At 65.4% G+C, this 21,297-nt stretch carries 13 protein-coding genes; 3 read left to right on the top strand and 10 right to left on the bottom strand.

Annotation, left to right across the window (positions count from 1 at the left end; translation table 11 throughout):
• Positions 1–36 precede the first annotated feature (36 nt).
• Together AC1DSD_RS21185 and AC1DSD_RS21180 are read left to right on the top strand one after the other, a co-directional pair.
• A complete protein-coding gene (locus AC1DSD_RS21185; protein WP_478032885.1) occupies positions 37–297 on the top strand; it encodes a hypothetical protein in 261 nt (86 codons plus the stop codon).
• A gap of 78 nt (positions 298–375) precedes the next feature.
• Positions 376–3,387 carry a TonB-dependent receptor domain-containing protein gene (locus tag AC1DSD_RS21180; RefSeq protein ID WP_478032884.1) on the top strand — a complete coding sequence of 1,004 codons (3,012 nt, stop codon included), beginning with the start codon at positions 376–378 and terminating at the stop codon, positions 3,385–3,387.
• A 232-nt stretch (positions 3,388–3,619) separates the two neighbouring features.
• Here the strand turns inward: AC1DSD_RS21180 and AC1DSD_RS21175 are convergent, their stop codons facing one another.
• Both AC1DSD_RS21175 and AC1DSD_RS21170 read right to left on the bottom strand, forming a co-directional pair.
• Entirely contained in the window at positions 3,620–5,014 is a 1,395-nt protein-coding gene (locus AC1DSD_RS21175; RefSeq protein WP_478032883.1) for an HlyD family type I secretion periplasmic adaptor subunit, read from the bottom strand.
• Complete coding sequence (locus AC1DSD_RS21170) at positions 5,011–7,164, bottom strand: type I secretion system permease/ATPase (protein WP_478032882.1); 2,154 nt, start codon at positions 7,162–7,164, stop codon at positions 5,011–5,013. The genes AC1DSD_RS21175 and AC1DSD_RS21170 overlap by 4 nt, the downstream gene beginning before the upstream one ends.
• Before the next feature lie 372 nt (positions 7,165–7,536).
• On the opposite strand from AC1DSD_RS21170, the gene AC1DSD_RS21165 reads away from it, so the two are divergent.
• A complete protein-coding gene (locus AC1DSD_RS21165; RefSeq protein WP_478032880.1) occupies positions 7,537–12,402 on the top strand; it encodes a beta strand repeat-containing protein in 4,866 nt (1,621 codons plus the stop codon).
• A gap of 126 nt (positions 12,403–12,528) precedes the next feature.
• On the opposite strand, the gene AC1DSD_RS21160 is transcribed toward AC1DSD_RS21165, so the two are convergent.
• The 8 genes from AC1DSD_RS21160 to AC1DSD_RS21125 form a co-directional block, all read right to left on the bottom strand.
• Complete coding sequence (locus AC1DSD_RS21160; RefSeq protein ID WP_478032878.1) at positions 12,529–14,712, bottom strand: calcium-binding protein; 2,184 nt, start codon at positions 14,710–14,712, stop codon at positions 12,529–12,531.
• Between the two features lie 197 nt (positions 14,713–14,909).
• Complete coding sequence (locus AC1DSD_RS21155; RefSeq protein WP_478032876.1) at positions 14,910–15,434, bottom strand: flavin reductase family protein; 525 nt, start codon at positions 15,432–15,434, stop codon at positions 14,910–14,912.
• Positions 15,419–16,189 (bottom strand): enoyl-CoA hydratase-related protein, encoded by a 771-nt coding sequence (locus AC1DSD_RS21150; RefSeq protein WP_478032874.1) that lies wholly within the window; start codon positions 16,187–16,189, stop codon positions 15,419–15,421. Before AC1DSD_RS21150 ends, AC1DSD_RS21155 begins: the two co-directional genes overlap by 16 nt.
• Before the next feature lie 3 nt (positions 16,190–16,192).
• Positions 16,193–17,452 (bottom strand): cytochrome P450, encoded by a 1,260-nt coding sequence (locus tag AC1DSD_RS21145; RefSeq protein ID WP_478032873.1) that lies wholly within the window; start codon positions 17,450–17,452, stop codon positions 16,193–16,195.
• A 22-nt stretch (positions 17,453–17,474) separates the two neighbouring features.
• Positions 17,475–18,557 (bottom strand): zinc-binding dehydrogenase, encoded by a 1,083-nt coding sequence (locus AC1DSD_RS21140; RefSeq protein WP_478032872.1) that lies wholly within the window; start codon positions 18,555–18,557, stop codon positions 17,475–17,477.
• Between the two features lie 220 nt (positions 18,558–18,777).
• Entirely contained in the window at positions 18,778–19,374 is a 597-nt protein-coding gene (locus tag AC1DSD_RS21135; protein WP_478032871.1) for a TetR/AcrR family transcriptional regulator, read from the bottom strand.
• Positions 19,375–19,472: 98 nt separating this feature from the next.
• Positions 19,473–20,411 carry an SMP-30/gluconolactonase/LRE family protein gene (locus AC1DSD_RS21130; RefSeq protein WP_478032869.1) on the bottom strand — a complete coding sequence of 313 codons (939 nt, stop codon included), beginning with the start codon at positions 20,409–20,411 and terminating at the stop codon, positions 19,473–19,475.
• 13 nt (positions 20,412–20,424) lie between these two features.
• Positions 20,425–21,282, bottom strand: a complete 858-nt coding sequence (locus AC1DSD_RS21125) for a crotonase/enoyl-CoA hydratase family protein (protein ID WP_478032868.1) — start codon at positions 21,280–21,282, stop codon at positions 20,425–20,427.
• Positions 21,283–21,297 lie beyond the last annotated feature (15 nt).

Here is a 21,297-nt window from a genome sequence, read left to right as displayed (position 1 = left end):
CACACGGAAAGAGTTTCCGGGGACGATTGGGGCGTTTTGAGCCTCTGGCAGGTCGCGAAGGATCTGGGATTGATAGCGATGGGGATGTCTCGCCGCGGCGCATTTGACTTCGGACTTGCCGGAGCCTCAGCGGCTGTCGTGCAGCCGGCGCCGGCGCGGCCAGCCGTCATCGTCGCGACCTTGAATCTCGATTCCGCCGCCAATGGCGTGGCCTTGAAGTTCGACCGCCGGGCGAGCACCGCTGCGCTGCGGCCCGGCCTGGCCTTTGCAATGAACAGCCAAGCAGGGGGCTCGTAAGTCCAAGCCGCCGAGAGCCCAAAGGGCCCGGTGGAACGAAGTGATTGTCAGGGATCGAAAAACAAGAGGGATTTAGTCATGCGTTTGCACAAGCTGTTATTGAGCACCACTTGCGCCGCCGGCCTGTTCGCCGTGCCTGCGATGGCACAGGAGGCGGCCAATCCGCCGGCCCCCGAAACCGCGCCGACCAACAATGTCGACATCATCGTTACCGGCAGCCGTATCACGCGTCCCAATACCAGCGCCGCTGCGCCGGTCACGTCGGTCACCTCCGATGCGATTCGCGCCCAGGCCGCGGTCAATATCGAGGAAGTGCTCAACCGCCTTCCGCAGATCGCGCCGGACAGCCAGCAGAACTATCAGGATTCGGACGGCCGCCAGCGCGTCAAGCTGCGCAACCTGGGCTTCGAGCGCACGCTCACGCTGATCGACGGCAAGCGCGCCGGGACGATGAACGGCGTCGACCTCAACATGATCCCGACCGCGCTGATCGAGCGCGTCGACGTCCTGACCGGCGGCGCCTCGGCGGTCTATGGTTCGGACGCGGTTGCCGGCGTCGTCAATTTCATCATGAAGGACGACTTCACGGGCATCCAGCTCAACGCGAATTACAATTTATACGCGCATCAGAACAAGCCTGGCCTGATCTCGCAGGTTGCGAGCCAATACGGGTTCGCCCAACCGGCCCGCGGTTTCACCAACGACGGCGGTCGCGCCGATTTGTCGCTGACCGCAGGCACCAAGCTGTTCAACGATCGCTTCCACATCTCGGGCTATGTCAATTACCGCAAGGCCAACCTCGTTCCCTATGACGCGCGCGAGACTTCGGGCTGCCAGCTGGTCGAGGCCGTCAAGGACGGCCCGCTGACCTGCTCGACCTCGACCTACACCTATAACGGCTATGTGTCGCCGCTGAGCGGGCCCAACGCCGGCAACGCCTATGTGAACAATCCGAACGGCACGCGTACGTTCATTCCGTATTCGACTGCCGTGGCCGCCAACCCCTATTCCGACTATTCCTTCCAGCGCGCCAACGAACGCTGGAATGCGGGCGGCTTCGCCTCGTTCAAGATCTCCGACGCCGCGGAAATCTATACCAGCGCGATGTGGTTCCGCGACAAGTCGGTCAACGGCTTCCCGGCGCGGGTCTACAGCTACACCGCCTTCGGCTCGACACCCTATCAGGTCAATTGCAACAACCCCTACCTCTCCGCCTCGCAGTCGCAGGTGATCTGCGGTGCGCAGGCGGGAACAAGCGCGATGGTACCGGTCGAGCTTCGCTACCGCTTTGCCGGTGTGCCGGATCTCGACGACCGCTACATGAACGAGGGGCTGCGCCTCACCGGCGGTATCCGCGGCCAGATCGCCCAGGGGTGGAGCTACGATGTCGGCGGCGTCTATGCGCGCAACCAGCAGGACTATAGCTGGTCCTTCCCGTCGATCGATCGGGTCAACAACGCGCTCAACGTCGTCAACGTCAATGGCGTGCCGACCTGCGCGTCGGGAACGGCGGACGGGTGTCTCCCGCTCGATCCGTTCAGCTCGCTCTCGCCGGTCAACAATATCGGTGTGTTCAACTATCTGGTGAATGGCAGCTACGGCACCCAGAGCACGGTGAACCGCCTCTACAACGTCGTCGCGACAGTGCAGGGCGACCTGGGTACCTATGGCATCAAGGCTCCTTGGGCCGAGCAAGGCGTGGCCATCGCGTTCAGCGCCGAATATCGTAAGGACGAGCTGGAGAGCACCGCCGACGCGCTGTGGCGCGCCAATATGGGCGGTAGCGACCAGAATCTCTCCCAGCATGTCTGGGAAGGGATGGTCGAGCTCCAGGCCCCGATCGCGCAGCACAAGCCGTTCGCCGATCTCTTGCAGGTGAACGGCGCGTTCCGCCTCTCGAAATATAGCAGCAACCCGAACACCTTCTCGACGTGGAAGGCGGAAGCCTTGTGGGCGCCGATCCCGGACATCACCTTCCGGGGGTCGATCAACCGCGCGCAACGCGCGCCGACCGTGGTCGAGGCGTTCCAGGGCAGCAACATCAGCTACGACCGCATCACGACCGCTTATAACGACATTTGCGGGCCGACCCCGATCGGGACCACGACGGATCCCAATACCGGTCAGCAGATTCCGATCTATGGTGCTCCCCAGGCGTCGCAAGCGGTATGCGCCGCCACCGGCCTGCCCGCCAATCTGTACGGCAGCCCCACCTTGCTGTGCCCGACCGATGTCGGCTGCACCGTGCGGCGCGGCGGCTTCACGGTGAATCCGGAAACGGCTTATACCAAGACCCTCGGCGTTGTGCTGAAGCCGCGCTTCCTGCCGGGCCTGACCGTGTCGGTCGATCGCTTCGTGATCAATCTCAACGACTCGATCGGCTACAACGACTATGACTATTTCTCGAACGGCTGCCTTGCTACCGGCAGCGACTTCTTCTGCAAGATGTTCGTGCGCAACGCCGACGGCACGCTCTACAGCACCCCGTCGACCAATCCGGCGACCGGTTTCCTGCGTGGCGGTACGACCAACTATTACAAGAGCAAGTCGCACGGCTGGGATTTCCAGGGCCAATATGCGCTGTCGCTGGGCGGTGCGGGGCGGCTGGACTTCGACTTTACCGGCTCGTTGACCACGCTGGCCGGCGGTCAGGATTCGCCGATCCTGCCGAAATATAACTGCGCCGGTTATTATGGCGGCGGCTGCGGCCAGCTGATCCCCAAATGGTCGCATGAACTGCGGGCGACCTATACGACCAACGACAAGTTCTTCAGCGCTTCGGTGAACTGGCGCCATTTGGGACCGCTCACCAACGTGACGAACTCGGGCGATCCGGCGCTCGGCTGGACGCCGGAGGGTGTGCGCACGACCTTCTATCGGATCCCGGCGTACGACTATATCGATCTGGCGCTCAGCTTCCGGGTCAACAAGGCGTATTCGTTCCGTATCTCGGCGAACAACCTGTTCGACCGGACCCCGCCGATTCTGCCGAATTCCTACAATTACGGCCTGTCGCGCAGCAACACGCTGTCGGCGCGCTACGACTCGCTCGGCCGCCAGGTCGCCGTCGGAGTCACTCTCAACTTCTGACCTTCCCTCCACCCCTGGAGGATTCCACTGAGCCCGCCTCTTCGAGGCGGGCTCATTTTTTTTCCTTCAATGTTGTGCGAGCGCAGCCCGGAAGCCGCACTCGTGGCGACGGCGTAATCGGCCATCGGCATCGGATGGCCTTGCATCCGCCGCCAACGCGGAGGTTGGGTCTGGTAGAGCGTGATGACGTATGAGCAACTTGTTCTCGCCCCTCCTGCCAGAGGGGAAGGCATTAGTGCTCCCGCGCGGCTGTCTTGCGGATCTCGTCGATCGGGCTCAGTAGATAGGAGGCGAGCGAACGACGGCCGGTGCGGATATCGGCGGTGACCGCCATGCCGGGAGTAAGGGCGACCGTCGCACCGTCCCGCTGGATCGTCGCACGGTCCAGCGTCACCCGCGCGGTGTAGATCAGTCCGCGTTTATCGTCCTGTATCGCGTCCGAGCTGATCTGCTCGAGCCTGCCCTGCACGGCGCCATAGCGCGTGAAAGGAAAGGCCTCGATCTTGAGCGCGACCGGTTGGCCGGGACCCACGAAGCCGACATCCTTGTTGGCGATCGCCACTTCGGCGACCAGCGCCCCGCGCGCGGGCACGATCACCATGATCGGCTTGGCCGCCTCGACCACGCCGCCGACGGTGTGGACGGCCAGTTGCGTGACCGTGCCGTCGACCGGGCTGACCAGGCGTTGGAGGCTGCTGCGTTTGGTGGCCTTGGTCAGTTCCTCCCTGCGCAGCCGCGCGTCGCTCTCGGCCTTGGCGAGATCGGCGAGGACGCGGGCGCGCGCCTCCGCGGTGGACTGGCTCGAATTGCCGCCTGTCACCGCGATCTGCGCCTCCGCCTTGCGTGCGGTGGCGAGGGCGGCGTCGCGGTCGCGCGCGGCGCTGAGGCGCTGGCGGCGCATCTCGATCACGCGCAGCTTCGAGACATAGCCCTTTTCGAGCAGCTTCTCGTTGGCGGCGATCTGCTCGTCGAGCAGCGGCAGGGTCTCGGTGAGCTTGGCCGCCTCGATCTGCGCCTCGGCACGGGCGGCCTGGGCGACTTGAGTGTCGGCGGCGTGCGTTCGGCCGGCCGCCTGGATCCCGGCAAGCTGGGCGCGGGCGAGCGAGAGCTGGGTGGCGGCGACTTCGGGCGTGGTCCCGGCGGGCGGGGTGAATCGCAGACCTTGGCCGTCGAGCGCGGAAAGCACGGCGCGCAGCCGCGCGGCGTCGAGCATGGCGGTTTCCAGCGCCTTGCTGGCTTGCGCCGTGTCGGCATCTGAAACGGTGGGATCGAGCTCGACCAGAGGCTGGCCGGCGCGGACGCTCTGCCCGTCGCGGACCAATATGGCGTGGACGATCCCGGCCGCGCCGGGCTGGATCAGCTTGACGTCGTCGGCGGGGACCAGCTTGCCCGGCGCCGAGGCGACGACGTCGACCTGGCCAAGGACCAGCCAGAGCAGCGCGACCGCGAGCAGGCCGAGCAATAGCCAGGCCGTGACCCGTGCGGTCGGCGACACCGGGCGTTCGATCACTTCGAGCGCGGCGGGAAGGAAGTCGGCCTCTTCGGTGCGCAGAATCCGGCGCGACCGCGTGCGCTCGTTATTGAGCGCGTCGCGAACGGCAGTCCAGTGATGGGTGAGCGCGTTCATGCCGCGGCCCCGGACTGAACGCCGATCTGGCGATGGTGGAGCGAGGCATAGCGGCCGCCGAGACGGAGCAGCTCGTCATGCGTGCCGCTCTCCACGATGCGGCCTTTGTCGAGCGTCAGGATATTGTCGCATTGGCGGATCGCGGAGAGGCGATGCGCGATGATTAACACGGTCCGACCGGCGGCGATCGCCTTGAGATTGCGCTGGACGATCTCCTCGCTCTCGGCATCGAGCGCTGAGGTCGCCTCGTCGAGGATCAGGATGCGCGGATTGGTGATCAGCGCGCGGGCGATGGCGAGACGCTGGCGCTGCCCGCCCGAGAAGTTGACGCCGCGCTCCTCGACGATCGTGTCATAGCCGCGGGGCAGCGCCAGGATGAAGTCGTGCGCGCCGGCGAGGCGGGCGGCGGTCATCACTCGCTCGATCGGCATGGCGGGATCGGCGAGCGCGATATTCTCGCGGATCGAGCGGTTGAACAGGATATTCTCCTGCAGCACCACCCCGATCTGGCGGCGCAACCAGGCGGGATCGATCTGCGCGACATCGACGCCGTCGACCAGCACGCGGCCGCTTGCCGGCAGATAGAGGCGCTGGAGCAGCTTGGTGAGCGTCGACTTGCCCGAGCCCGAGGCGCCGGCGATGCCGAGCGTGACGCCGGCGGGCAGGTCGAGGCTGATGTCGTCCAATGCCCAGGGGCCGTCGGCGGCGTAGCGAAAGCGGACATTCTCGAAGCGGACATGGCCGGCGAGCGCGGGTAAAGCGGTGCGCGATCCGGCGCCGGGCTCCGCGCCGGTGTTGAGGATGTCGCCCATCCGCTGGACCGAGAGGCGGACCTGCTGGAAGTCCTGCCAGAGCTGCGCCATGCGGATGACCGGGCCGGAGACGCGCTGAGCGAACATGTTGAACGCGACCAGCCCGCCGACGGTCAGCGCGCCAGCGATCACTTGCTGCGCGCCGAAGAACAGAATCGCGGCGAGGCTCAGCTTGGAGATGAGCTGGACCGCCTGGCTGCCCGAATTGCCGAGGTTGATCACCCGCTGGTTGGCGGCGCTGTAGGCGGCGAGCTGGCGTTCCCAGCGGTTCTGCCATTGCGGCTCGACCGCGGCTGCCTTGAGCGTCTGCATGCCCGAGACGCTCTCGACCAGCAGTGCGTTGTTGGCGGCGCCGCGCGCGAACTTCTCGTCGAGCCGGCGGCGCAAGGGCCCGGTGACGGCGATCGAGACGATCACATAAGCAGGGAGGGTGAGCGCGACGATGACGAAGAGGAGCGGCGAGTAGAGGAACATCGCGACGAGGAAGACGATCGTGAACAGCGGATCGACCAGCACGGTGAGCGACGCGCTGGTCATGAATTCGCGCACCGTCTCCAGTTCGCGGACGCGGGTAACGGTGTCGCCGACGCGGCGATTCTCGAAATAAGCGAGCGGCAGGCGGAGCAGGTGGCGGAAGAGGCGGCTGCCCAGCTCGACGTCGAGCTTCTGGCTGGTCTCCGAATAGAGTCGAGTGCGCAGCCAGCCGAACGCGACTTCCCAGAGCGAGACCAGCACTAGCCCGATACTGAGCACCTGCAGCGTTGCCAGGCTGTTGTGCGCCAGCACCTTGTCGACGACGTTCTGGAAGAAGAGCGGCGCGGCGAGACCGAGCAGGTTGAGCGCGAGGGTGATCAGCAGGACTTCGCCGATCAGCTTTCGGTATTTGACGATCTGGGGGATGAACCAGGTCATGTCGAAGGCGGCCGCGGCAACCTGCGCGGAATCGCGGGTGGCGACGAGAAGCAGCGTGCCCGTCCATCGGGCCTCCAGCACGGCGCGGTCCCAGCGTTCGATCGCGGCGCCGGGACGCTGGATCGCCACGGCATCCTCGCCGACGCGGCCGATCACGAACCAACCCTCGGCGCCACTCGCCATCACCGGCATGGGAAGGCGCCTCAATCGTTCGAAATCGCCGGTCGTCGCGCGGGCGCGCACGCCTTCGATACGCTTTGCCAAGCGTAGCAGATCGGAGGTCGTGACAGGATTGGCATGGCCGAGGCTGTGGCGCAGCTCGGCCGGGTCTGCTGCGATGCGATGCATGGCGAGGATCAGGGCGAAGGCCTCGAGCCCGGTGTCCGCAGGCGGTCGGGACGTACCGAGGGACAGATCCTGCTGCACCGTGCGTCTCCGATCGGGTTCCCCAGGCGTGGACAATCTGCGGCGCGGCGCAGGTGAGCGTGGAGCATGGCCTCCCGCTCACCATCGCCGCAGTGCAGCATCGTCAATTATCTCCTTGGTAGCGGTCAAAGTCTGGAGAGCGAAGGCGCCAGTGGCTCCGGTCGTCGATGCAAAGGGGCGATTCGGCTTTCGCGGACGCAGCATATGGTTGACCCGGACACCGTCGCGGGCTGTCTGGTTGCGACTAGACGGGTTCGGCTTCCCCCAAGCACATACGGCGTGAGCTTCGAGCGGACGCGCGACGCCGGGGTGGCATTGTGCCGGCGATCGGATTTGGGGGGTGCGTTTTGGGCTTATGACGGGAGTCTTGCCTTGCCTACCCTGTACATCTCACCGACTGGCAGCGGTTCGGGCGACGGCTCAAGCGCCGCGAACGCCGCGACGCTGAAGGATCTGCCGCGACTTATCGCGGCGGCGGGACCGGGCGGGCAGGTGCTGCTGCTCGCCGACCAGGGAGCCTATATCGCGCCGTCCGACGCGTTGGCGATCGTCGCGGGCGGGACGGCGAGCGCGCCGGTGACGATCCGCGGGGTCGATAGTGCGGGCAATGCGATGGCGGCGACGGTCACCGGCACGCGACCCGAGCCCTTCGACCCGGCCAACCCTCCGGGCGAGGAAATATTCCGGCTGCTGAACGGCGCGGACAATCTGCGCTTCACCGATCTGACGTTCCAGAATGTCGGCACGGCCTTTCGCGTCGGTGCGGATGTGCACAACCTGGCGATCGAGCATGTCGACGCCGCCAACGTCGCCCGCTTCTTTGACGACATGGTTTCGGGGGCCAATGCCAGCGCGACGATCACCGGATTGACGATCCGCGACGTCGCGGTGAACGGCTATTCCAAGGGCGCGATCCGCATCCAGTATAACAGCAATGACGTGCTGATCGAGGATGTGCGCGGCGATAGCCAGTTCCAGGACGGTGACAATTTCGCGATCGGCGTCCACATCACCGGCACCGCGCACGACGTGACGATCGATCGTGTCGCCATGCGCAACGCGCTAGACACGGTGAACGACTATCGTAACGGCGACGGCTTCGCGACCGAGCGCGGCACCTATGACATCACGCTGCACGACGTCATCGCCACGGGCAACAGCGATGGCGGGCTCGACTTGAAGAGCGACAACATCGTCGTCGACGGCGCGATCGTCTCGGGCAACGGCCGCAACATCCGGCTGTGGGGCACCGGCGCGCAGCTGAGCAATATCGTCAGTCTCGACGCGGGTGCGCCGCTGGCGGGCGGCAATCGCGAGCATATCTGGTTGGCCGAAGGCGCGAGCGCGACGATCGATGGCGCGCTCTTTTCCGACCCCGGATCACCGAAGCTGTTCAACCTGGCGGAGAGGAATGGCAGGCTGGCGGTCGAGGATTTCGGACTCGTCACCGGGCCGGGCACGATCCAGTCGCAGCGTGGCACCGGATCGGTGCTGACCCTGACCGGGCAACGCGTCGCGGTGGCGGCGGGTACCGCGGGCGACGACCTGCTGGTGGGCACGGCCGCGGCCGATACGCTGGCGGGGGGAGACGGGCGCGACATGCTGAGCGGCGGGGCGGGCGATGATCGGCTCGCAGGCGGCGCGGGCGATGACATGCTGGTCGGCGACGCCGGCGATGACCATGTCGAAGGTGGCGCGGGGCGGGACATCATGGTCGGCGGCGCGGGGCAAGACCTGCTCAGCTATGCCGGCAGCGCCGCCGGGGTGCGGATCGACTTGCTGCGCCTCACCGCCAGCGGCGGGGATGCCGAGGGCGACCTGTTTGACGGGTTTGAGGGGGTCGAAGGCTCGGCCTTCGCCGATATGCTTACGGGCGACGCGGGCGCGAACCGGTTGTTCGGCGGCGTGGGTGACGATGTGCTTTCGGGCGGTGCCGGCGATGACATGCTGGACGGCGGCACGGGCGCGGACCTGCTCGACGGGGGCGCCGGGTTCGATTGGGTGGACTATGGCAGCAGCAGCGCAGCGGTGGTCGTCGATCTCGCCAATGGGGCGGCAAGCGGCGGTGAGGCGGCGGGCGATCGGCTGATCGGGATCGAAGCGGTGCTCGGCTCGCGCTTTGCCGATACGCTGTCGGGCAATGACGGCGCGGACTCGATCGGCGGCGGCGCGGGCGACGACCGGATCGACGGGCGCGGCGGTGACGATCTGCTGGTTGGCGGCGCAGGCGCCGACACGCTGATCGGCGGCGCCGGGTTCGACAGCGCGGATTATTCGGGCAGCGGCGGTGCGGTCACGGTCGACCTTGTCGCCGGCACCGGGATTGGCGGCGATGCCCAGGGTGACCGGCTCCAGGGAGTCGAGCGGCTGATCGGCTCGGGCTTCGACGATGTGCTGACCGGCGACGGCTTCGACAATGTCCTGGTTGGCGGCGCCGGTGCGGACCGGCTGACTGGCGGCGCCGGGATAGACACGGCCGATTATTCGACGAGTGGCGCAGCGGTGAACGCGGTGCTGGGCGGCACCGGCAGCAGCGGCGATGCCCAGGGCGATGTGCTGACGGGAATCGAGAATCTGGTCGGCGGCGGTTTTGGCGATGTGCTGGTCGGCGACGGCGCGGCCAATGCGCTGTCGGGCGCCGCCGGTGACGACCGGTTGATCGGCAATGGCGGGGCGGACCGGCTCGACGGTGGAGCGGGTGTCGATATTGCCGACTTTTCGACCCGCGCAAGCGCAGTGACGGCGGACCTTGCGGCGGGCACGGCGTCGGACGGGGTAGGCCTGATCGCGATCGAGGGCCTGATCGGCTCGGCCTTCGACGATGTGCTGAACGGCGATGCAGGCGACAACCGGCTGGTCGGCGGCAAGGGCGCGGATCTGATCAATGGGCGCGATGGCTTCGATACTGCCGACTATTCGGGCTCGGCGGCGGCAGTGCAGGTCGATCTTGCTTTGTCGGTGCAGGGCGGCACCGGCGATGCGGCGGGCGATCGGTTGACCAGCATCGAGGCGCTGGTCGGCTCGGCCTTCGACGATTCACTGGCCGGCGTGGATGCTGCCGAGGCGTTGTACGGCGGCGCGGGCGCGGACCGGCTCGACGGGCGCGGCGGTGACGATCTGCTCCAGGGCGGTGCGGGCGCCGATATGCTGATCGGCGGGGCCGGTATCGATACGGTCGACTATAGCGCCAATGCGAGTGCCATCTCGATCAACCTCCAGACCGGCGCGAGCAGCGGCGGCGAAGCGGAGGGAGACCGGTTCGTCGGGATCGAGCGTTTCATCGGTACCGGCTTCGCCGATACGATCGTCGGCGACGGCGCGGACCAGATTCTGGCCGGCGGCGCCGGGGGTGACCGGCTGGACGGTGCCGGCGGCTTCGATATCGCGGTCTATACAGGCAGCGCCGCGGGCGTGAAGGTCAATCTGGCGACCAATATCCTGTCGGGCGGCGATGCGCAGGGCGACAGTCTCTCCGGGATCGAGGGCCTGGCGGGGAGCGCCTTCGCCGACACGCTGACGGGCGACGCGAACGCCAACCGGCTCGAGGGCGGCGCGGGCAACGACACGCTGGACGGCGGTGCGGGCGCGGACCTGATGATCGGCGGCACGGGCGACGATTCCTATGTCGTCGACAATGCCGGCGACCAGGTGATCGAGGCGGTCGGCGGCGGGCTCGACATCGTTCGTACGAGCCTCTCTTCGCTGACGCTCGCCGATGGCGTCGAGGATCTCAGCTATAGCGGCAGTGGCGGCTTTACCGGCACTGGCAATGCGCTCGATAACAGTCTCTACGGCAAGGCATCGGACGATACTCTCTACGGGCTCGACGGCGACGACAAGCTGGTCGGCGGCGCGGGGGCGGACCTGCTCGACGGCGGGGCGGGGCGCGATCAGGTCGACTATACCAAGTCCGCCGCGGTCACCGTGAACCTTGCCACCAACGTCAATCACGGCGGTGAGGCCGAGGGAGACCGGCTGGTTGGCATCGAGACCGTGATCGGCTCCAACTATGCCGACAGCATCACCGGCAGCGATGATCCGCTGCTCGGTGATATCCTCTATGGGCGGGGTGGCGACGATCTGCTGGTCGGCGGGTCAGGTGACGATCAGCTCGATGGCGGCAGCGGCAACGACGTGATGCGCGGCGGCACCGGCAACGACCTCTATATCGTCTATGAGGCTGGCGATCAGGTGATCGAGGCGGCGGGAGAGGGGCGCGATCGCATCCGCACCGCCGCGACCAACTACACGCTCGGCGCCAATGTCGAGGAGCTGGTCTATACCGGGACGATCGGTGCGACGATGACCGGCAATGCGCTCGACAACTTCATCGTTGGCAGCGGTGGCGAGGATCGGCTCTCTGGCGGAGACGGCGCTGACATGCTGCGTGGCGGGGCGGGCGGCGATGTGCTCGACGGCGGCACGGGATCGGACACCGTGGATTATACCGGCTCGCTCGGCGGCGTACTGGTCAACCTGCGTACCCAGACCGGGAGCGGCGGCGATGCCATGGGCGACAGCTTGGTCAGTATCGAGAATGCGCAGGGCTCGGCCTTCGGTGATGTGCTGCTGGGCAGCGCCGGTGCCAATATGCTGACTGGCGGCGACGGCGACGACGCGCTCTCCGGCGACGACGGCAACGATACGCTATGGGGAGGCGTCGGCACCGACCGGCTCGATGGCGGCAAGAACAAGGATATTCTCTACGGCGATGATGGTGACGATACGCTGTACGGCGGGCAGCAGACCGACCGGTTATATGGGGGCGCGGGCAACGATCTTCTGATCGGGGATACCGATTGGGTCTCGTCGCTCGCCGCCAGGGACACGCTCGACGGCGGCGACGGCGACGACATATTGATCGGCGACGGAATGAACATGACCGCGAGCGGGGTCGGCGGTGCTGACACGCTGATCGGTGGGCTCGGCAACGACGTGCTGTACGGCGACGCCGTGAACATGGCGGCTGGCGCGCGGGGCGGGGCGGACAAGCTGACCGGCGGCGCGGGCGCTGACCGCTTCGTCTTCGCCCCCGGCTCCGGCGCCGACGAGATCACCGACTTCACCCGCGGCGGCGCCGAGGCCGACCATATCGACCTCAGCGCCTTCGACATCGCCTATGAGGCGCTGCGTTTCACCACGAGCAGCGCGGGGGTGACGATCCAGCTGGGCGGCAGCGATACGATCTTCGTGCGCGGCGTCACCGCGCTCGATCATGCGGACTTCGTCTTCGGCTAGAGCGGAGTGCGTGATTTCTGAATCACGCACTCCGCTCTAGTTATTTGTTGTCGCATCGCTTTTTGCGGAAAACCGGTACCCACTTTTCCGCGCGATGCTCTAAGCGCTCTTTCCCTTGAGGGGACCTCAGCCGAAGACGAAATCGTTGGGGGAAAGCTCCTGCGCGCCGCGGACGAATATGCTGTCGGTGCCCATGGAAATGCGAACGCCGCCCGCGCTTGTGGCGAAACCGAGTTGCTCATAGGCAATGTCGAAGGCACTGAGATCGATATGGTCCGCGCCCGGCGTAAAGTCGGTGATCTCGTCGGCGCCGGAACCGGGCGCGAATACGAACCAGTCAGCGCCCGCACCACCCTCGAGCAGGTCGTTGCCGCCGCCTCCTGTCAGGTGATCGGCGCCGTCACCGCCATAGAGCTTGTCGGCGCCGCCGGTCACCGTCGCGGCCGACTCCCGGCCGTCGCCATAGAGCCAGTCATTGCCGTCGCCGCCGTCCAGCGTGTCAGCGCCACCCTTGGCGCTATCCGTCATCACGTCACCATCGCCGATCAGGATGTCGTCGCCCGCGCCGCCGGTCAGCCGGTCGCTGCCCCCTTTGCCGCTGTCATAGATATTGGTCGCATCGCCGATCAGCAGGTCGGCATCGTCTCCGCCGTCGAGCCGGTCGTTGGCGCCCTGGCTGCTCAGCCATTCCTGGTCGCCGACCAGCCGATCGGCCCCCGTGCCGCCATCGAGCCAGTCCGACTGCCAGCCGCCGAGCAGCATGTCGGCACCTGCCTGACCCTGGAGCAGATCCTCGCCATTGCCGCCCGCGAGCGAATCGTCGCCCGAATTGCCGGCAATGGCGTCATTGGCGGCAAGCCCTCCCAGCGTATCGCTGCCCGCGCCACCGATCATCGTGTTGGCGAGCGCGTTGCCATTGCCGGTGAAATCGGCGGCGCCGCGGCGGATCAGTTCCTCAACATTGCCGGGGAGCGTGTAGTTGTCGAGCGTCGTCTCGACCCGGTCGAACCCCGCATCGGCGGCTTCGGTGATCCGGTCGCCGGTGTTGTCGACAAGGAAGATGTCGTCGCCGGCGGTGCCGAGCAGCGCGTCCGCCGTGGCCGTGGCGGGCAGGGGCAGCAGCGCGATATAGTCGGTCGCGCCAGGCGACGCGCTGCCCTGATCGACGGTCAGCGTTTCGTGGATCGTCTCCGCACCGCTGAGGCCGGGGAGCGAATCGCTGGTGGCGAGCGTCGAGAGCTCGGACCGGGTGATCTCGACGTCCTGCAAGGTGAGGTGCCCCTGCGAGGAGATCACCTTGGTGCGCGATCCGGCATCATCAAAGTGCCCGCCGATCACGGTGACGTTGGCGGCGTCGTCGAGCCAGAGCTGGTTCTGCTCGGAAATGCCGCCGCGCAGCACCGGGTTCAGACCGACCGAGTCGATCAGCGTCGCGTCGCCCCAGAGCCGGTAGTTGCGGCCATTCTCTTCGCTGAGCGCGCGGACGAGCACGGTGTCATTCGACTTGAGATCGTAGCCGCCGTCGCTGTTGCCGCGCGCGACCGTGTCGATGAAGCGCACGTCATAGACACCGCGCTCGCTCGCGAAGCCGTCGCCGTTGAAATAGGCGCCGGCGGTGCTTTGGACATTCTCCATCACCACCTGGCTGAGCGTGACGTTGTGGACGGTGCCGTCGAGATGGACGCCTTCGGGCAGGTCATCGCCGGTTTGCCCGGCCATGTCCGCCGTGACGTTGTCGATCACCACGTTATTGGTATCGTACTGGAGGCGGATCGCGGCCTTGGAGAATCCCTGCACGTCGACGTCGCGGATCGTTAGCCCGGTGATCGTCGCGGTACCCGAGGGCGCGCTGGAATAATCCTCGAAGAAGCGGCGGACGTTGTTCGCGTCGACATCCTCGATATGGAGATTGCTGAGATCGGCGGTGGCGCGGAAGGCCGTGCCGACATTGTCGATCCGCAGGTCGCGGAATTCAAGATTGTCCGCGCCCGTGCCGAGTTTGAACAGCTCGTTGCCGGAGGCATCTCCCGCCTGCCAGTCGGCCGGGCGCGAACCGGTGAAATGCGCGGCCATCGCATTGCCGTCGGAATCGATGCCGCGCACGACCACTGGCTGGCCCTCCGCCCCGCCGCGGGTGATGCCGAGGATACCGGTAACGTTGTAGTCGCCCTGGTCGGCCAGCAGCAGCACCTCGCCCCCCGGTCCCGCCTTTCCGATCAGCGTGTTGAGCGAACCGATCGAAGCTGCGTTGTTGATGTCGCTGCCGCTTTTGTCCCCAGATCCGGCAGGCGAGATATACAGGCTTGGCATGGCGAATCCCCTGCTGTTGCACGAGGTTAACCTCGATCAAGTCGCAATGCTGCACGGAAGCGTGGTTAAGCCAACATCATGCTGATAATCGGTGAGATTATCGCGATGGACCGTCGTGGATCGCCGACGCTGCCTGGCCATTGCGACGATCCGATTTGGTCTGGTCCAGCTCTCAACATCTGCAGCCCGACCCAACTTCAGCAGGACGGGGTGTCGATCAGCGGCGCGAAGTTGCCGTACTTTCCACGAAAGAAGAGCAGTGGCTGATCGGCGCGAACGATGTCGAGTTCGCGCACATGGCCAAGAACGATGAAGTGATCGCCCGCCTCATGAACGGCATCGACCGTGCAATCGATCCAAGCGACGACCTCGTCAAAGATCGGCGATCCGTTCGTGGATAGCCGGTAATGGAAGTCTTGGAATTTGTTGTCACCCTTGGCGGCAAAGCGGCGGCAGAGATCTTGCTGGTGACTGCCCAGGACGTTGACGCAGAATCGACCTGCCCGCGCGATCCGCGGCCAACTGGTCGAACCGCGATCCGGAAAGAACGCGACAAGGGGCGGGTCGAGCGAAACGGAGGTGAAGGAACCGACCACCATCGCCGCGGGCGTCCCGTCGGGTTCGATCGCTGTAACGACACAGACCCCGGTCGGATAATGGCCCAGCACGCGCCGGAAGGTCGCACCGTCGATAGGCTCCTCAAGCTTCACTGTCCGGTCCACGATGGCTTCCTTCGTTCTTTGGCGGCCGTTTCGGCTTCGCGCTTGTCAAGGCTGTCGGCGTAAAGCTCGATCGGTTCGAACCGCGTTGCCAGCGCGACGTCGAGCGGATGACCGAGCCGGTAAAGCGCTGCGGCCTTCGCCGCCTGGTTGGCGAGCGGGGATGCCGCGTTGATTTTATTCGCCCAGCGCGCGGCTGCGTCGGCCAGATCCGCAAGAGGTACGATCTCGTTGACGAGACCAAATTGGGCGGCGGCTTCCGCCGATATGCGTTCTCCCGTCAGGATCATCGCCATCGCGATATGATGTGGCAATTGGCGTACGACGCGGTGCACGACCCCGCATTCACCGATGACGCCGACCTTGGTCTCGGGAAGGCCGAACTGTGCATTGTCCGCCGCCACGATGATATCGGCGCACATCGCGAGCTCGAACCCACCCCCGACGCAAAAGCCCTGGACGGCTGCGATCAACGGCTTTTTCAGGGTGACGAGCGGGCCACCTATCCCCGTCAGGCCACCACCCAGCGCCATCCGCCGCGGTCGATCGATTCCTTCCGAAAGATCCGCGCCGATCGAAAACGCGCGTTCGCCTTCCGCCGACAGGATCGCGCACCAGATGCCCGGGTCGGCATTGATCGTTGTCCAGGCGTCCGACAACAGATCGTCCATCGCGCCGGTCAGCGAATTGAGCTGATCCGGACGGTTGAGCCGCACATGCGCCACGCGTCCGTCGCGATGGAACTGGACCTCGGTCAATGGTCAGTGCCCGGCCGTGACCGGCCATTCGAGCTGAACGTCGTCGACAGCGGCGATGATGCCCGACCTGAAATTGGGGCTGGTCCCCGGTTTGACATGAAAATCGGGAATGCGTGACAGCCATTCCTGCAAGGTCACGATCGCTTCCATGCGCGCCAGATGCATGCCGGCGCAGCGGTGCGGACCGCCCCCAAAAGTCATATGCGACGGCCGCTTGCGGCGGATGTCCAATTCCATCGCGTCGGCATTCTCGCTTTCGTCGAGCCCGTGCATCGCGGTCGGGATCAGGATCATGTCGCCGCGCTTCAGTTCAACGCCGCGATAGACCTGATCTTTTGCCACCATCCGGGCTTCAGCGATCACCGGGAAGCGCCGGAACATCTCCTCGACACCGCGTTGAAGTACCAAAGGATCGCCGCGCAGGTCGGCGACGATTTCCGGGTGCTTGGCGAGGTGAAACATCATGAAGCTGAGAAAATTGACGACCGTGTCCAGTCCGCCGAGCAGCAAGAGCGAGATCAGGCCGATCGCACGCTCATGGCTGATCGGCTCGCCGTTGATATCGTTGTTGACCATGACGGTGATCAGGTCATTTCCCTCGCCGCCGCGACGAGCGTTGACGATCGGTTCGACATAATTGTCGAAGCCCGCCTGGGCGGCCTCCAGCGCTGCTGCCATCTCTTCTGGCGTCGCGCCCGGCGGCCGCGTCATGTCTTCGGCGAACCGCGTCAGCATCGCCGCGTCCGACATCGGCAGATCGCACAATGCCATGAACACCCGAACGGGAAAGATGCGCGCATATTCCGTCGAGAATTCGCAGCCGCCTTTTGCCACCAGCCCTTCGATCAGTTCGATCGAGATTGCCCGGACTTCATCCTCGACGCGGCGCATCTGGGCAAGGTTCAGACCCCTGTCGAGCGTCTTGCGATAGGGGGTGTGCTCGGGCGGATCCATCCGCGTCGGCACCATCAGATACTTCTCGCCGGCTTCCTTGGGCAGGAAAATCACCTCGCTCGAGAAGCGCGTCGGGTCGGTATAGATTTCCTTGATCAGTTCGCCGCGCGTTGCGACCCAATGCCCGCCGGTAAATGGCGTCCAGACGAGCTCTGGGACGTCCGGGCGCTGCAGCGCGCGCCACGCCTCGTGATACCCATTCTCGATCCCGTCGGGCGCATACATGTCGATATCGCGGACTAGATGATCCGGAACATGGGCAGGCTTCGGTGTGCGGTGGCGCCCGATATGGGAGTCTGCGTCGGCCATAAGAAATCCTCTCTAATGATGGTCAGAGTGTCGGATCGATAATTGCTTTGATCACGTCGCCCTTCTTGACCGCGTCGAGCGCCTTGGCGGCATCGCCGATCGCGAAGCGGTGGCTGATCAGATCGGCCAGGGGAAAGCGATCCTGCAGGCGGGCAGCGAGATGCATCGCGCCGTGATAGTTCTTGGGTTTGGGAAAGCTCGCGCCGCCGATCGTCAGGTTCTTGGTCGACAGATCGCGCGGGCTGATCGGTTGCGTGCCGATCGCGCCCCACAAACCCAGGATGATGTAGCGCGCGTGATTGCCGGTGAGATCGACGCCTTCGGGGAATGCCGGCAGAAACCCCGCCGCCTCGATCACGACGTTGGGGCCATTGTGCCCGGCAATATCGCGTACCTTGCGCAGCCGTTCTTCGGGCGAGTCCCGCAACGATATGGTCGCGGTGGCGCCGAGCGACTTGGCGACCTCGAGCCGTTGCTCGACACCGTCGATGACGATGATCTCGCGCGCGCCGGCGACAGCGGCGACCAATACGGCGGAGAGCCCGACGGGGCCGGCGCCCTGCACCACGACCGTGTCGTTGACCTGGATCTGTCCGCAGCGGTCCAACCCGCGCAGCACCGTCGGTAGCGCGCAGCCGAGCGCCGCGATCGCATAGGGGTCCGCGCCGTCCGGCAGCCTGAAAAAAGCCAGCCCGTTGGGCAGCCAGGCAAAGTCGGCATAGCTGCCCCAATTGGGCTTTTCGGCGTGCTCGAAATATTGCGAATTCTCGCACGGCGTCTCTTCGAGCACCGTGCAGGAATGGCAACGGTGACACAGCGCGATCGGCGACCAATAGACGAGGTCGCCGGTTTGGATCGGAACGCCGGCATAATCGGTCGTGACGCCCGGCCCGAGTTTTTCGATCCTGCCCACGCCCTCGTGACCGAGAATGATCGGAAAGGGCATCACCCCGACTTCGCCCGTCGCGATGTGCACGTCGCTGCCGCACACCCCCCCGATCACCACGCGGACCAGCGCACCGCCCGGTTCCGGGTCGGCAATCGCAACGTCCCATGTCTCGATGCGATTGGGCTCGACCAGCACCGTTGCCCGACCGGTTACCATGACGATGTCCTCCTGTGATGCTTCCCGGTGCCGATGCGCGAGGCCGGCTGTCCGGCCCGCGTCGTGCGCACCGGCGTTCGCGGCATGTGGTGCTGTCGCGGTTCTGCCCGCCGTGCGGCGCGGCGACATTCGCCGTCGCCGGCTAGGCCGCGGCATTGTCCGGTCTGCGATGAACCAGGCGGCTGCGCTATCCCAACGGGAAACGCGCTTGCCGGTGCGTTTAGCGATCCGATTCCGGCTGGAGGAAACCGTGGAGGAACAGATGACACGCCTGACGAGCGATCTCCGGAATTTCCAGATGGCCGGGTCGATACCATTCCGCCGTGGAATCGAGCATGTTGATGAGAAACTTGCGCGCGACGGTCGGGTCGAGCTCGCTCCGTGCCACGCCGCTCTGGCGTGCGGCCAAGATCAGGTCGCGCCAGTAATTGTCGAACCCGGCGTAAGCGGCGAGAACGCGGCGCTTCATGTCGTCCGGCAAGTCCTGAAATACCCGCGATACCGCGGACGAATATTGATCGCCGGTCAGGAGAAACGTCAGGTGCGCCGTAATGGCTGCTTCGAGACGCGCGGTCGGCGACGCCGACGATCCCAGCACTTCTACCTGGGTTACGATGTAGCGGGTGTTGCGATGGCAGCCCTCTACCAACACTTCCTCGATCAACTGATCCTTGGAGTCGAAATGGTGATAAAGGCTGGGTGCCAGCATGCCGGCTCGCTTGGCCACTTCCGATAGTTTCGTTCCCTGCAGGCCGCGGGTACGCAGCAGATCGGCCGTGGCATCGAGAATGCGGGATCGTGACGTTGTGTCTTCCATAACCCTCGCATCGCGCATCGCGCGCGCAAAAGAAAGTGCGCGGCATCTCGGCTCCATGGCGTTTCCCGCCGGTGCCTTGCCGAGGGCCCGATAGGGTTTCAGCCGGCGAAGGCGACATTGGGCATGCCCCTGACCAGCGGATCGAGAATTTCGAACAGACTGCCGGCGAGCGGCTGCTGCGCCTTCGCCTCCTCGCTCAGCGCATTGGCGGCTGAAGTCAGGAATAGCCGCTCCATGTTGGCGCCGCCAAAAGCGGGCCGCAGCCCCTGGCGAACAGGTAGCCTGCGTTCCTCCAGCAACTCGGCGTCCGGCGAATAGCGCCGAAGCATCCAGCTCTCGTAAAAGGCAATCCAGATACCGCCTTCGACATCGACTGCCATGCCATCGGGAAAGCCGTCGTTTTCGCCATATTTCAGCCAGTCGCGGCGATTGGAGATCGATCCATCCTCGGCCAGATCATAGGCCCAGGTGACGCGGGGGAGCGAATCGTTGAAATAGATGGTCTTGCCGTCCGGGCTGAATGCGGGACCGTTGGCCGTCACGACGTTGCGCTCCATCGTGGCGATCGTGCCGTCCGGGTCGATCCGATAGAGCTCGCCGGTGCTGCGCTTGTCGAAATCGCGGACGCTGTCTTCCTTGTTCTCGGACGTCGTGCTGTCCTCGAACTGGGTGACGTCGCAGCTGCCCGTCCAATATCGTCCCTTGTGATCGACGACACCGTCATTCAGTCGTGCGATCTCGCTGTTCGGGCGCGGATCGGCGAACAGCTCGAACGTCTCGGTTGCCGGGTCGACATAGGCCAGCCCGTCGCGCGTCGATGCGATGAAGCCGCCCTTGCCCCGAAGACCGAGCGCCGAAATCCACATCGGCGGAATCCACCGGCCCTTTTCCTCGGTCTCGATGTCGATCCAGTTGACGCTCGGGTTTTCGACATCGACCCAATAGACGCGGCCATCACGCGGATCGTAAAGCGTGCTCTCGCCCAAGGTCGCCTTCGCCTCCCACAGGCAGCGCCAGCCCGGTCCTTCCATCTCCATCCCGCTCTCCATTCTATAGTTCCACGCGTCCGGTACCGAACGGTGTGTCGCGCTGTTTCACCGCTTCCTTGAGACCCTGTTCGCGCACCGTGCGATTGAACGCCGAACGGCTGTCGGCGAGATGCCCGCGCGCATCCATTTCCGCCGCCATCCGCTGCAGCGTGCGCGCGCCCATCAATTCGAGCCCGATATTGACGATGCGCTTGTTCGCACTGAGCAGATCGGCGTCGATCAACGCGAGCCGGTCGGCCAATGCCTCGACTTCGGCGACAAGCTGATCGCCAGGGACAGCTTTCAGCACCAGCCCGATCGTCGCCGCGTCGCGCCCGCCGATCAGATCGCCGGTGAGCAGCAGGCGCTTGGCCCATTGCGGGCCGACCATGTACAGCCACATGTTGCTCGGCAGCGAGCCTTGCGAACGCGCCGGCGGGAAGCCGAAGCTCGCGTCATCGGCGCAGATGATCATGTCGCACAGCAAGGCGAGGTCGGTTCCACCGGCGAGACACCGGCCCTGAACCTGGGCGATGACCGGCTTGTGCATGTCGAACAAGGCCATGCGCAGGCGCTGCAGGCGTTCCTGATGCCAGGCGTCGTCGTCGAACTTCGCTCGACCGCGGCGATGCTCCACCTGAAGCGCGACCGGGCGGTCGTACCGCTGCAGGTCGTAGCCCGACGAGAAGTCCGGGCCGGCGGCGGCAAGGATCACGCAGTGCACGCGATTATCCTCGTCGGCCTCCCACAAGGCGTCGTGGAGTTCAGTGAGCAATTCCTCGTTCAGCGCGTTACGCTTGTCGGGCCTGTTCAGCGTGATCCGCGCTCGCCCGTCGGCGAGTTCGTAGCGGATGAATGTGTAGCGGTCGTCGCTCACCATTGCTGCTTCCTCATC

This window comes from Sphingomonas sp. P4_D12, assembly GCF_056401895.1.
Note: the sequence above shows the minus strand (reverse complement) of the source record. Positions and strands in the feature narration are given on the sequence as shown.

Excerpts from the sequence above, each read along its gene's own strand:
- AC1DSD_RS21160 (WP_478032878.1), bottom strand. The coding sequence starts at position 14,712 with ATGCCAAGCCTGTATATCTCGCCTGCCGGATCTGGGGACAAAAGCGGC.
- AC1DSD_RS21140 (WP_478032872.1), bottom strand. The coding sequence starts at position 18,557 with ATGGTAACCGGTCGGGCAACGGTGCTGGTCGAGCCCAATCGCATCGAG.
- AC1DSD_RS21145 (WP_478032873.1), bottom strand. The coding sequence starts at position 17,452 with ATGGCCGACGCAGACTCCCATATCGGGCGCCACCGCACACCGAAGCCT.
- AC1DSD_RS21125 (WP_478032868.1), bottom strand. The coding sequence starts at position 21,282 with ATGGTGAGCGACGACCGCTACACATTCATCCGCTACGAACTCGCCGAC.
- AC1DSD_RS21175 (WP_478032883.1), bottom strand. The coding sequence starts at position 5,014 with ATGAACGCGCTCACCCATCACTGGACTGCCGTTCGCGACGCGCTCAAT.
- AC1DSD_RS21135 (WP_478032871.1), bottom strand. The coding sequence starts at position 19,374 with ATGGAAGACACAACGTCACGATCCCGCATTCTCGATGCCACGGCCGAT.
- AC1DSD_RS21180 (WP_478032884.1), top strand. The coding sequence starts at position 376 with ATGCGTTTGCACAAGCTGTTATTGAGCACCACTTGCGCCGCCGGCCTG.
- AC1DSD_RS21130 (WP_478032869.1), bottom strand. The coding sequence starts at position 20,411 with ATGGAGATGGAAGGACCGGGCTGGCGCTGCCTGTGGGAGGCGAAGGCG.